Consider the following 12007-nt stretch of genomic DNA (forward strand, 5'->3'; position numbering starts at 1 on the left):
CGTGACCCTCTGTGGCCGCAGTGCTGCGCAGGATGACCGCGCGTGACAGATTCATGACGTGTGCATGTAATCCCTTTTCGATCGCCGGACGCGGAATCCATGGTCACTCCGTGGCACCGACCCGAGTGCCGCACATGGTTCGACGGGGATCCGCACCAGGACTCCCCGCCCGATCGCAAAGGACCTCCCCACATGGCAGCAGTACGCACCATGAAGCGGCGCATCGCCGTGGCCATCGCCACAACGGCCGCCGCGGCGACCGCAGTAGGCACTCTCTCCGCCCTCCCCGCTCAGGCAGCGCCGGCGGAGGGAACGGTCTTAGGCGCACATTCCTCCGACGCGGTTCCCGGCAGCTACATCGTCACGCTCAAGAAGAACGTGGGCTTCAAGGCCACCGCCGCGCGCGGAAAGGGCCTGGTGTCCGAGTACGGAGGCACCGTCAGGCGGACGTTCACCTCGGCCCTCAACGGCTACGCCGTCAGTCTCACCGACACCCAGGCCAGGCGGCTGGCGGCCGACCCGACCGTCGCCTCGGTCGAGCAGGACCAGGTCGTCCACGCGGTCGGTACCCAGACCAACGCCCCCTGGGGCCTGGACCGGATCGACCAGACGAACCTTCCGCTGAGCGGCACGTACACCTCGCCCGACGACGGAGGCAGCGGGTCGACCGTCTACGTGCTGGACACCGGTGTGCGGATCACCCATCAGGACATCGCCGGCCGCGCCTCCTACGGGTGGGACTTCGTCGACAACGACGCCACCGCGCAGGACGGTTACGGCCACGGGACCTTCGTGGCGACCGTCACCGCAGGAACCACCTACGGCGTGGCCAAGAAGGCGAAGATCGTCGCCGTCCGGGTCCTCGGCAACGACGGCTCCGGCACGACCGCCGGGGTCATCGCGGGCGTGGACTGGATCACGGCCAACCATGTGGCCAACTCCGTCGCCAACGTCTCCCTCGGCGGCGGGGCCAGCTCCTCGCTGGACACCGCGGTGAAGAACTCCATCGCGTCCGGGGTGACTTACTCCATAGCGGCGGGCAACTCGGGCGCCCTGGCGTCGAACTACTCCCCCGCCCGGGTCACCGAAGCCCTCACCGTCGGCGCGACCACGAGCGGCGACGCACGGGCGAGCTACTCCAACTACGGTTCCAGGGTGGATCTCTTCGCGCCCGGTTCCGGCATCACGGCGGGCTGGAACTCCTCGGACTCGGCCACGTACACCGGCAACGGCACTTCGTTCGCCGCCCCGCACGTCTCCGGGGCCGCCGCGCTCTACCTGACGGCCCACCCGGGCGCCTCCCCCGCCGCGGTCGGCAGCGCGCTGGTCAACGGCGCGACCAGCGGTGTCCTCAGCGGCATCGGTTCGGGTTCCCCGAACAAGCTGTTGAAGCTCGTTCCCTGACCGGGGACATCGGTACCTGACGCAGGAGGCTCGGCCGGATTTCCGGTCGAGCCTCCTGCGCCTCAGTTCCGTACGGCTCCGGTCAGCGGGGCCAGCACGCGCCACCCGGCCGTCTCGTACAGAGCCCGGCCCTCCGGTGTCGCCACCAGCACACCTGTCGTGGCTCCCTGCCGGGCCGCGGCACCGACGAGCGTGTGCATCAACAGGCGCCCCAGACCGCGGCGTTGATGAGCGGGGTCGGTCTCGACCTGGTCGACGACACACGTGGGACCCGTGACGGCGACCTGACCGCGTGCGGCGAAGGCGCCGTCCGCGGAGCGCACCAGGGCGCGGGTGAGCCCGGCCCGGGTCCAGGTGTCCAGCCGATAGCCTTCGGCGATGGCCGGTGAGGCCTCCTCGCCGCGGGCTGGGTGCGTAGGAGCGGACATCAGGAAGCCGGGTCCGCCCGCCAGGGACCAACCGGGCCCGAGCCAGGATTCGAACATGTCCGGCGGGGCGGGAGCCTTCAGCCAGACACCGGGAGCGGCCGCATTCTCGGTGATCTTGCGAACGGCGGCTTCGTCGGCGGCGGGCAGTACGTGGCGTAGGACGTGTCCGGGCAGGCCGACGTCAACAGTGAACCCCCAGGCGGTGGGAACAGGTTCGGCCGCGCCGCGCGAGACGGCCCAGCCGTGGATCCACGCGTGCACGGCCTGCGCCGTGTTCATGTGCGACACAACGCCCCCCGGTGCAGGTAGTTGCCGACTGGGACGCGCATCCACCTGCAACCACCTTATTGCGATCAACTTGCAGTAACTATGATTGTGCAGCATGCTGCCGCGGCCTGACCACCTAAGTCAACGGAGCGCAGCACACGGGCACACGGAATCGTCAGCCGCTCTGGAAACGACGGGCCTCGGTGATGAGCTCCGCGGGCAGGGCGGGACCGGAGCAGGCTTGGTCGATGAGCAGGTCCCGGTAGGGGTTGCTCGGCAGTTGTGGTGCCAGTCCTATGAGGTCGCGCAGGTCGTCGGGCGAGCCCGTGAGCCGCGCGCGATAGGCGACCCCGGCCGCCCGGAGGGTCGGCTCTCCCGGCTCTCGCTCAAGGCCCCGACCGACGAGCTGGACCGCGCCGGCGAAGTCGCCCTGTTCGGCCCGGAGGTCGGCCAGGTCGAGATACAGCGACCAGTTGGCCGGGTCCAGGGCGAGAGCGCGCTCGAACGCCGCCGCGGTCCGCTCGGGATCCCCCAGCTTCCGCCATGTCCCCGCCCGCACGACTTCCGTCAGCATGATCGGCTCGATGGCGTCCGCCCGGTCGCAGAGGGCGAACGACTCGTCGGTGAGACCGCAGGCCCGCAGGAAGATCGCCATCTTGGCCATCGCCTCGGGCACCGGCTCGCGGGCGCAGACCACGTCGATCAGCCCGAACCAGGGGCGGAGCACTTCCCGCACGCCTGGGGTGTCCAGCGTGCGTCCATAGTCCGTCGTCCGCATGACCGCTTCGGCCACCGCGTCGGCGTTCACCACGTCCAGGAACCGCGCGTCGCCGAACCAGGGGGCGCGGGCCCAGGCGATGGTGGGCTGCACGCCCGTGACCGACCCGATCGTCATCACCGCGGCATTCATGTCGTTCTCGATGAAGCTGACGTACGACCTCGCCAGCACCGACCTCAGCGAATCGGCGTCCTCGAAGAACCGGGTCAGGTCCGCCCGTCGCTCCGCCCACAGTTCGGCGAGCACCGCGTAGGGCTCCGGGTCCCCGGGCGCGGCGGCGATGGCCCCGGCCACATAGTGGACGGCCGCCTCCGGGCTGCCTCCACAGTGGGCCATCACCCGCGCAAGACCGACCCCGGCAGCCACAGCTCGATTCGACGTCATCGGAAGATCGTAGGACCTCGAAGATCAGACCGGGTCCGCAGGTGTGTTCGCCTCGCGCGGGCCGGTCCCGCCCGGGCCCGGGGACGGGATCCGCCGACTTCCCGGATCCGCCTCCAGGAAGCGGTCCAACTCGTCACACTGGTCGCCGTGTCATGGGGCGAACGGATCCATGGCGATCGGGGGACGTGCCATGGATGTGACGCTGGGTCTGGTGCCCGACAGTGCCGCGAATGCCGAGGAGAGCGAGCGGCTGGCGCTGGGGCTGCGCGCTGAACTTCGCGGGCTCGACGTCCACACGGTGCGATTACTGACGGAGGGTGTTCCGCCCGAGCGCGCCAAGGGGGCCGTCGGCCCGCTCACGGCGGGTGCCGTCGTGCTGGCGCTGAGCGCACCTGGCGGAGTGCTGACCTCGCTGGTCGGCCTGGTGCAGGACTGGCTCGGCCGGCAGTCCGCGCGGCACCGGGTATCGGTCACCGTCGACGGCGACACCGTGGAGCTGGAGCAGGCGACTCCCGAGGAACGGCGGCAGCTGATCGACATGTTCGTACGCCGTCACGGAGCGCGTGAGGAGTAGTCGTGGATCGTCGCTTCGCCCTGCTCGTCGCCACCAATGCGTACGAGGACGAGGGGCTCGCGCAGTTGACCGCGCCCGGTCACGACGCCGAAGCACTGGCCGAGGTGTTGAGCGATCCGGACATCGCCGGGTTCGAGGTGACGATCCTCGTGAACGAACCACAGCACAGCATCAAAGCGGCCCTCGGCCGGTTCTTGCGGGACCGCCGCCACGACGATCTGACCCTGCTGTACTTCACGGGGCACGGCCTCAAGGACGAGGAGGGGCGGCTGCACTTGGCTGCAAGGGACACCCTTCGCTCCGACCTCATGTTCACCTCGCTGTCCGCGGAACTGATCGACCAGGCGATGAACGCCTGCGCGTCGCGGCGGCAAGTACTCGTCCTCGACTGCTGCTACAGCGGCGCCTTCCCCGCCGGCATGGTCGCCAAGTCGGGTGCCGACGTACACACGCTGGAGCGGTTCCAGGGCCAGGGCCGTACGGTACTGACCGCGTCCGACGCCACCCAGTACTCCTTCGAGGGCGACCGGCTTGACGGCCGCGCGCCCCGGTCCGTCTTCACTCGGCACCTGGTGCAGGGACTGCGTGACGGCAGCGCCGATCGCGACGGCGACGGTGACATCACGCTCGACGAGCTGTACGTCTACGTGCATGACAAGGTCGTCGCCGAGATTCCGCAGCAGCGGCCCAAGAAGCAGGAGAACGTGGCGGGCCGCATCGTCATCGCTCAGAACGTGAGCTGGGACCTTCCCAAACAGCTGCAGGACGCCCTGTGCAGCCCGCTCGCCACGAACCGCCTCGGCGCTGTGCACCATCTCGCCCACCTGTACCGCACCGGCAACAAGAGGGTCCGCGATCGCGTGGCGGAGCAGCTGCGCCTCCTGACAACCGACGACAGCCGCGCCGTGTCCGCCGCGGCCGCCACCGCGGGTGAGGCCGCCGGACATCTCCCGAGCGCCGATTCGAGGTCGCCGGACATCGGCAGGCTGCTCGATGAGGCGAGAGAGACACGCGACGGCGGCTCGCTCGACGAGGCGGAGGACAACTATTGGGCGGCTCTGGACCTCGCGATCGAGCACGGCGACAGAGGGCGGCAGGGCTGGGCCTGGGACGGGCTGGGCTCCTGCCGCTGGCGAGTCGGGGACTTCGAGATGGCGCTGAAGTTCTTCACCCGTGCCGACCGGCTCGCCGACGAGACGGGCGACGCGCTGCTGAAGGCCTGGAGCCTGCACAACTTCGGCACGTACCGGCGCCAACACGATGACGTCGCGGCGGCCAAGGACTTCTTCGAGCGGTCCCTGACGGTGGCGGACATCCATCGGTGCCACACGGCCGCCGGCTGGACCCACCACCAGCTCGCCGAGCTGGCGCACGACGAGGGCGACACCCGCCGGGAGCGGGAGCACCACGAAGCCGCCGCGCGATCCGGGCTGGCCTGTGACGACGGCCCGCTGTCGGGCTGGAGCCTTTTCCATGTCGCTCTGTGCGCGGAGCACTCCGGCGACTGGACAGAGGCGGGCAAGCACTACAGGCACGCCCTGGAGATCGGCGCCCGGCACCACAATCCATGGATGGTCGAGAAGGCCGAACAGGGACTCGAACGGATCGCTGATCGGGCGGACCATAGAGCGGAGTAGCCCCGATCAGGGGTTCAGCCGGGTCTCGCGCTCCTCCAGCATCCACCCCTCGCACGAGGGCAGGGCACGTCACCTGGGGTGACCAGGGAACGTACCGGCCCGTCGCGATCGGGTGAAGCCACACTTGATAGGCAAGTCATTGCTTGCCTATGGTGGTGGGTGTGGCGGAGGATGTGTTCAAGGCGCTGGCCGACCCGACGCGTCGGCGGATCCTGGACGAGCTGGTGGAGCGGGACGGTCAGACCCTGTTCGAGATCTGCACGCGGCTGGTGACCAAGCACGGTCTTGGTCTGTCCCGGCAGGCGATCAGCCAGCATCTGGCCGTCCTGGAATCCGCGGGCCTGGTCGTCACCCGACGCGAGGGCCGCTACAAGTTCCACGACCTCGACACCGAACCCCTCGAGCGCATCGCGACCCGATGGCTCAGGCCCGACACATCGGAGAGCACTCCATGAGGATCCACCTGTCCAGCGTCTTCGTCGACGACCAGGAGAAGGCCCTGCGCTTCTACACGGATGCGCTGGGCTTCGTGAAGAAGCACGACGTCCCACTGGGCGAGCACCGGTGGCTGACCGTGGTCTCGCCGGAGGATCCCGACGGGACCCAACTGCTGCTCGAGCCCTCCGGCCATCCCGCGGTGCAGCCGTACAAGACGGCGCTGGTCCAGGACGGCATCCCGGCCACCTCCTTCGCCGTGGAGGACGTACAGGCGGAGTTCGACCGACTGCGGGCCCTCGGGGTGACCTTCACCCAGGAACCTCTTGAGATGGGGCCGGTCACCACCGCGGTGCTGGACGACACCTGCGGCAACCTGATCCAGATCGTGCACAGCAAGTAGGACACCGAGGGGTTCGTGGCCGCGCGTTCGTCACCCCGCCTTCGCCGGATCCGTTCCGTACAGGGTCGCCGCGGCCGCGGCCCGCTTCGCGTCGCATGTGTTCTGACGGTCGGCCGGGGCGGCCCACAGGGGTATGAACCGTGCCGCGGCCGACGAGGAGTCCATGCGCAGCTGATGGCACACGCCGTTGATGCGCAGGGCCAGGACGTAGACGTCACCGTCCTCGGTCCGGCCGGAGACCGCGCTCACGGTGTCCTTGGCCCCCACCAGTCGCTTGTCCTTGAGAAAGTCCAGCGCGCCCTGCGGTGTGTGCGCGTACCCCCCGGTCGTCATCGGCCGGTAGGCGTACGGGCCGGTGGGCTGCCGGGCGAGGAGCGCACCCATCTCCGCCGTGAGACTGCCGGGCTTGCCGTCGGTCCGCGATGCCGGGCAGGTCATGGCGGACCGGTCCACGCTGTAGGAGCCGAGAGCGAAGGTGTAGCGGTAGCAGCGGACGGGATAGGCGTCCGCCGCGACGGCCCCCTTCTCGGGTGGCACCAGCCCCAGCATCACCTGTGCCGAGTGGACGTGAGGGTCGGACTGATCCCGCGCCTTGCCGACACTCAGCAGCGCTCCGCCGTGTGCCTCGACCTGGGCCACGAGCGTGCCCTCGGTGAACTGGCCACCGTAGGCCCGGCCGCCCGAGTAGAAGCCGGCGTTCAGGTCGCCCCGCAGGTCCTCGGTGAGCTCGGTGGCCTGCGCGTCGACGGCGGATGTGTCCACGGAGGTGTCCCGTTGATGGACCAGGGCGCCGGCCGCCCCCATGGCCGACGCGACGAGCACGGTCCCTGTCCAGACGAGGACCCGCACCATGGCACCGCGCCCCTCGGACCACATACGACGTGACACGCGCGCACTCTTCAACTGACTTCCTCTTGGGTGTAGTTGGCTCCTGGCCTGCCCTCGGATCCCTGGAACCGCGGATGCCCGGATTCCTGGATTGCCGGTGGACGGTGTGCGCTTCCGATCAGGGAGGGTCGGACTCTCCTGGGGAATTGGGCGAGGAGCTGTGACGCACCGTCCGGGCGGATCATAGTGCCGTCACCCGCATGCTTGATCGTCAATTTGTGGCAGGCCGGCCGGCGTTCGGGCACGGCTGCGGGCCATGTGACGCCGGCACACAGCCCGTACCCAGGAGTGGCCTCATCCGCGGGTGACGTCGACTCCGCCGAGCAGGCCCCAGGCGTCGATGCGGACGGTCGGGCCGCCCGGTTCGCTCGGGCCCTCGTCCTTGACCCCGCCGAGCCGGATGCCGTGCACGGCCACGACCACGTCGGGACGAACCTTGAGGCTGACGCCGCCGATCAGGCTCAGCTTGGTGATGCGCAGTTCGGCGCCGTCGGGGATCTCGATGCCGGTGAGGTCCACGTCGGCCCCGCCGACGAGCGACACGGTGAGCGTGCGCTCGTGCAGTGTCTCGCCCTCGAGCCGGTGACCGCCGATCAGGCTCACCTTGACGTCGGTCTTCTGCTGGTCGGTCCCACCCGTTTTCGTCATGGGAAGAAGGTAGGACCGGGGCATCCCGGTTCCCCAGTGCCCGGTGTACGTCCTTTCGAGTGACAGATGTCATGCGGCAGCGCCTCAGGGCGGCGTGGCCCGGCGCGGTGCCGGAGTACGCCGCCCTGAGGCGGGACGGGGTCGTGCGATGAGGTTGTGTTGCCGTGTGGGTGTCGAGGGCGGGGCGGTTACGCGGGGTCGCGGTCGAACTGGGCCTTGGACCAGCGGTGGCCGAGGACGCTCAGACCCAGGCACCAGGCCAGCGCGATCCACCAGTTGTTGCCGATCTCGGTGCCCAGGAGGAGACCGCGCAGGGTCTCGATGGCGGGAGTGAAGGGCTGGTACTCGGCGATCGGCTGGAACCAGCCGGGCATCGAGTCCAGCGGGACGAAGGCACTGGAGATGAGGGGCAGCAGGATCAGCGGCATGGCGTTGTTGCTGGCCGCCTCGGCGTTGGGGCTGCCCATGCCCATGCCGACCGCGATCCAGGTGAAGGCCAGGGCGAACAGGGCGAGCAGTCCGAAAGCCGCCAGCCATTCGACGACGGTCGCATCGGTGGAGCGGAAGCCCATCGCGACGCCCACGGCGCCTACCAGCACGACGCTGATGACCGCCTGCAGCACACTGCCGACGACGTGTCCGAAGAGGATGGAACCTCTGTGGATGGCCATCGTCCGGAAGCGGGCGATGATGCCCTCGTTCATGTCGGTGGCCACGGAGACGGCGGTGCCGATCGTGGTGCTGCCGATGGTCATCAGGAGGATGCCGGGAACGATGTAGGCGATGTACGCGGAGCGGCCCGCGCCGCCGCTCATGGTGTCGCCGAAGATGTAGACGAACAGCAGCAGGAGCATCACTGGAGTGAGCAGCAGGTTCAAGGTGAGCGAGGGATAGCGGCGGGCGTGCAGAAGATTGCGGCGCAGCATCGTGGACGAGTCACGCACGGCGAGGGAGAAGGTGCTCATCGAAGGGTCTCCTTGGGCTGGTTGGGCCGGCTCGGCTGACTCGGGTTGTTCGACTGGCTCGACTCGCTCGACTTGTCGGACTGACTCGGAACGACGGTGGGGCCTGTCAGGGCGAAGAAGACGTCGTCGAGATCGGGTGTGTGCACGGTCAGTTCGTCGGCCTCGACGCCGGCCGCGTCCAAACGGTCCAGGACGGCGCGCAGTTCGCGCTGGCTGCCGTCGCTGGGAAGCTGCAGGGCGAGGGCTTCGTCGTCGCGGGACGCGTCGCTCAGCGAGGCCGCGGCCGACTGGTAGGCGGCCGGGTCGGTGAAGCGCAGACGTACATGTCCTCCCGGGATCAGCCGCTTCAGCTCCTCCGCGGTGCCTTCGGCTGCGATCTTTCCGTTGTTGAGGACGGCGATGCGGTCGGCGAGCTGGTCGGCCTCCTCCAGGTACTGGGTGGTGAGGAAGACGGTGGTGCCGCCGGTGACGAGTTCGCGGATGATGCCCCACATGGTGTGGCGGGAGCGGGGGTCAAGGCCGGTGGTCGGCTCGTCGAGGAAGATGATCCGGGGGCTGCCGACCAGGGTCATGGCGATGTCCAGGCGGCGCTTCATGCCGCCGGAGTAGGTGGAGGCGGGCTTCTTCGCGGCCTCGGTGAGGTCGAAGCGCTCCAGAAGCTCGGCACTGACCCGCAGGCCCTCGGGCTTGGGCAGGTGGTGCAGGTCGGCCATCAGGAGCATGTTCTCCTCGCCGGTGATCAGACCGTCCACGGCGGAGAACTGGCCGGTGACCCCGATCGCCGCCCGTGCCGCATGGGCCTCCTTCGCCAGGTCGTGGCCGCCGACGTGGATCGGGCCGGAGCCGGAGTCGGGGGAGATGAGCGTGGAGAGGATCTTGACGGCGGTGGTCTTGCCGGCGCCGTTCGGGCCGAGCAGCGAGAAGACGGTTCCTTCGGGGACGGTCAGGTCGATGCCGTCGAGCACGGTCTTGTCGCCGTAGGACTTGCGCAGCCCTTGTGCGGCGATGGCCGGGTCGGTCATGGAGGTGCTCCTTTGACGAGGCGTGGGACAACGAGGCTGTGCGTCGGAGACTGCGAATCAGAGACTGCGGGGCAGAGACTGTGGGTCAGAGACTGCGGGCGGTGATGTCACCGTGAGCGGTGGTCGCGCTGATCGTCAGGCCGGGAGTGGCGTCGGCGTTCTTGAGCGAGTTGCTGATCCGGCCGTAGGTGGTGCCGGCGTCCAGCGAGGCGGAAACACCGGGGGCGGCGCCGACGGTGATGTCACCCATCTGGGTGCTCAGCGTGATCTGCCCACGGGCGGCCTCGGTAATGTTCAGATCGCCCTTCTGAGTGCTGACCTCGGCGGGGCCGTGCAGGCGGCCGACGGTGATGTCGGCGTCGAGGCCGTTCAGATGGACACTGTCGGCCTCGTCGAGCTTCACCGAGCGGTGCCCGCCGTCGAACGTGACATCTCCGAGCCGTCCCACCCCGCGGAACTCCGCGGCGGCCGCCTTCGCCTCGACGCGGGAGCCGGCCGGGAGCTGCACGGTCACCTCGACCGCCCCGGACGCGCCGAGGAGCCGGTTCTTCGCCTCCGGGGCCTCGACGCGCAGGACGCCGTCGGCGTAGGCGACCTGTACCTGTCCGGCCGCCTTCACATCGCGGCTCTTGGAACGGTTGGCGGGCAGGACCTCGACGGTGGTGTCGGCGCGGTCGGCGGCGATGACCTGGATGCGTCCCGCGGGGATGTCGAGAACGGCCGAGACGGGGGCGGGGGTGTCGAACTTCTGCATGAGGCTCTCCTTCTCCGACATCGCGTGCCCCGATCGGCCCGCTTCTTTCCGATGACAGAAACGCTACGTTGCATTCACGGATCCAGCAACACGAATGTTGCGCCAGTTTGCAGTCTCTGCAGGTAGTTAGCTGAATTTCGTTGCACCGGCCTTACGCTTAACGCAACACGACCGCACAGGATTCGTTGCAATGCATGCCGGTTAACGCTATGACGGGCGTCAACGGCAACGCCAATGGCCGGCCATCGAGACCCGACGCACCGACAAACGCGCTGGCGGCCAGGGCGCGACGAGGCGCCTGTTCCACGTCGACCCCAGGGCGCCGGGCATGCTCCCGCGTCAGGCACTGCTCCGCACGGCCATGCACGACTCTGTGCGGCCCTGCACGACTCTGTGCGGCCCTGCACGGCCCTGCGCGGCGCGCGGATTGCTCCGTACGGGTGAAGCCTGAGGGTCCGTCGGTGGTCTCGGGCACCCCGACCCGGGCCGGGTCGGCATCGTTGCCCCCGCCCGCTCGACCGACATCCCGGAGGACGCCTCATGCTCGGTACAGACTTCAGCCTCGGATCGCCCAACTGGCTCGACCTCGGCAGCCCCGACACGGACGCGGCCGCCGCGTTCTACGGCGCCGTTTTCGGCTGGCAGTTCGTCTCCGCAGGACCGGACGCGGGCGGGTACGGGTTCTTCCAGGTCGACGGGAAGACCGTGGCCGCGCTCGGGCCGCTCACCCAGGAGGGCGCGAAGTCCGCCTGGATGATCCACTTCAAGGCCGACGACATCAAGGCCACCGTCTCGGCCATCACCGCCGGCGGCGGCACCGTACGGATGGAACCCATGGACGTCATGGGCGAGGGACACCTGGCACAGGCAACCGACCCGCAGGGCGCCGAGTTCGCGCTCTGGCAGCCGGGCAAGACCACGGGGCTGGAGATCGCCTCCGCCCCGAACACACTTCTCTGGGCAGAACTGCACGTCCCGGACCCCCTCGCCGCCATCGCCTTCTACGAGGGCCTGTTCGGCTGGCGCAGTCAGGACATGTCGGCGCCCGGCATGACGTACCGCGTCCTGAGCACCAAGGACGGCGACCAGCAGGACGCCTCGTTCGGCGGGGTCGCACCGATGGGCGACGGCGAGGCCGAACGCCCGCGCTGGGTGCCCTACTTCCACGCTGAGGACGCCGACGCGACGGCCGCGGCGGTCACCGCGAACGGCGGGTCCGTCCTGATGCCCGCGGCGGACGTCCCGGAGGTCGGCCGGATCGCCTGGCTCGCGGACCCCTTCGGCGCCGTGTTCGCCCTCCTGAAGCCGGACCCCCGGATGTGACGCCTCGTTGAGCCCGGGCGTTCCGCCCGGAACCCGCCCCGGCGAGGCGGTCAGGCGGCGCGACAGAGCGCCGCCTGACCGGCCGCCGCCGTGACGC

General features: G+C 69.3%; 13 protein-coding genes. 6 read left to right on the forward strand and 7 right to left on the reverse strand.

The features are described from left to right. The first annotated feature begins 192 nt into the window (after window positions 1-192). Window positions 193-1404, forward strand: coding sequence for a S8 family peptidase (locus ACFYYF_RS38790; RefSeq protein WP_388783479.1), 1212 nt, complete (start codon window positions 193-195; stop codon window positions 1402-1404). A 62-nt stretch (window positions 1405-1466) separates the two neighbouring features. Here the strand turns inward: ACFYYF_RS38790 and ACFYYF_RS38795 are convergent, their stop codons facing one another. Both ACFYYF_RS38795 and ACFYYF_RS38800 read right to left on the reverse strand, forming a co-directional pair. Then, window positions 1467-2111, reverse strand: a complete 645-nt coding sequence (locus ACFYYF_RS38795; protein WP_388783482.1) for a GNAT family N-acetyltransferase — start codon at window positions 2109-2111, stop codon at window positions 1467-1469. A 163-nt stretch (window positions 2112-2274) separates the two neighbouring features. After that, window positions 2275-3261, reverse strand: a complete 987-nt coding sequence (locus tag ACFYYF_RS38800; RefSeq protein ID WP_388783485.1) for a tetratricopeptide repeat protein — start codon at window positions 3259-3261, stop codon at window positions 2275-2277. A gap of 190 nt (window positions 3262-3451) precedes the next feature. Between ACFYYF_RS38800 and ACFYYF_RS38805 the strand changes: the two genes are divergently transcribed. The 4 genes from ACFYYF_RS38805 (at window position 3452) to ACFYYF_RS38820 (ending at window position 6310) form a co-directional block, all read left to right on the forward strand. Then, window positions 3452-3835: a hypothetical protein gene (locus tag ACFYYF_RS38805; RefSeq protein ID WP_388783488.1), complete on the forward strand. Its 384-nt coding sequence runs from the start codon at window positions 3452-3454 to the stop codon at window positions 3833-3835. 2 nt (window positions 3836-3837) lie between these two features. Then, window positions 3838-5472: a caspase family protein gene (locus tag ACFYYF_RS38810; protein WP_388783490.1), complete on the forward strand. Its 1635-nt coding sequence runs from the start codon at window positions 3838-3840 to the stop codon at window positions 5470-5472. Window positions 5473-5633: 161 nt separating this feature from the next. Next, the gene (locus ACFYYF_RS38815; protein ID WP_388783493.1) at window positions 5634-5927 is read left to right on the forward strand and encodes an ArsR/SmtB family transcription factor; all 294 of its coding nucleotides are present in this window, start codon (window positions 5634-5636) and stop codon (window positions 5925-5927) included. Further along, window positions 5924-6310, forward strand: coding sequence for a VOC family protein (locus ACFYYF_RS38820; RefSeq protein ID WP_388783496.1), 387 nt, complete (start codon window positions 5924-5926; stop codon window positions 6308-6310). Before ACFYYF_RS38815 ends, ACFYYF_RS38820 begins: the two co-directional genes overlap by 4 nt. Window positions 6311-6340: 30 nt before the next feature. On the opposite strand, the gene ACFYYF_RS38825 is transcribed toward ACFYYF_RS38820, so the two are convergent. From ACFYYF_RS38825 to ACFYYF_RS38845, 5 genes are all read right to left on the reverse strand, one after another. Then, complete coding sequence (locus ACFYYF_RS38825; protein WP_388783499.1) at window positions 6341-7198, reverse strand: hypothetical protein; 858 nt, start codon at window positions 7196-7198, stop codon at window positions 6341-6343. A 294-nt stretch (window positions 7199-7492) separates the two neighbouring features. Next, the gene (locus ACFYYF_RS38830) at window positions 7493-7846 is read right to left on the reverse strand and encodes a hypothetical protein (protein WP_388783502.1); all 354 of its coding nucleotides are present in this window, start codon (window positions 7844-7846) and stop codon (window positions 7493-7495) included. Window positions 7847-8034: 188 nt separating this feature from the next. Then, window positions 8035-8811 carry an ABC transporter permease gene (locus tag ACFYYF_RS38835; RefSeq protein ID WP_361695225.1) on the reverse strand — a complete coding sequence of 259 codons (777 nt, stop codon included), beginning with the start codon at window positions 8809-8811 and terminating at the stop codon, window positions 8035-8037. Beyond that, entirely contained in the window at window positions 8808-9833 is a 1026-nt protein-coding gene (locus tag ACFYYF_RS38840) for an ATP-binding cassette domain-containing protein (protein WP_388783505.1), read from the reverse strand. Before ACFYYF_RS38840 ends, ACFYYF_RS38835 begins: the two co-directional genes overlap by 4 nt. Window positions 9834-9918: 85 nt before the next feature. After that, window positions 9919-10587 carry a DUF4097 family beta strand repeat-containing protein gene (locus ACFYYF_RS38845; protein ID WP_388783508.1) on the reverse strand — a complete coding sequence of 223 codons (669 nt, stop codon included), beginning with the start codon at window positions 10585-10587 and terminating at the stop codon, window positions 9919-9921. Between the two features lie 540 nt (window positions 10588-11127). Here ACFYYF_RS38845 and ACFYYF_RS38850 point away from each other — a divergent pair. After that, window positions 11128-11910 (forward strand): VOC family protein, encoded by a 783-nt coding sequence (locus tag ACFYYF_RS38850; RefSeq protein ID WP_388783510.1) that lies wholly within the window; start codon window positions 11128-11130, stop codon window positions 11908-11910. Window positions 11911-12007: the final 97 nt, after the last annotated feature.

The sequence above is a fragment of the Streptomyces sp. NPDC001914 genome, from assembly GCF_042891215.1.
Taxonomy (GTDB): Bacteria; Actinomycetota; Actinomycetes; order Streptomycetales; family Streptomycetaceae; genus Streptomyces.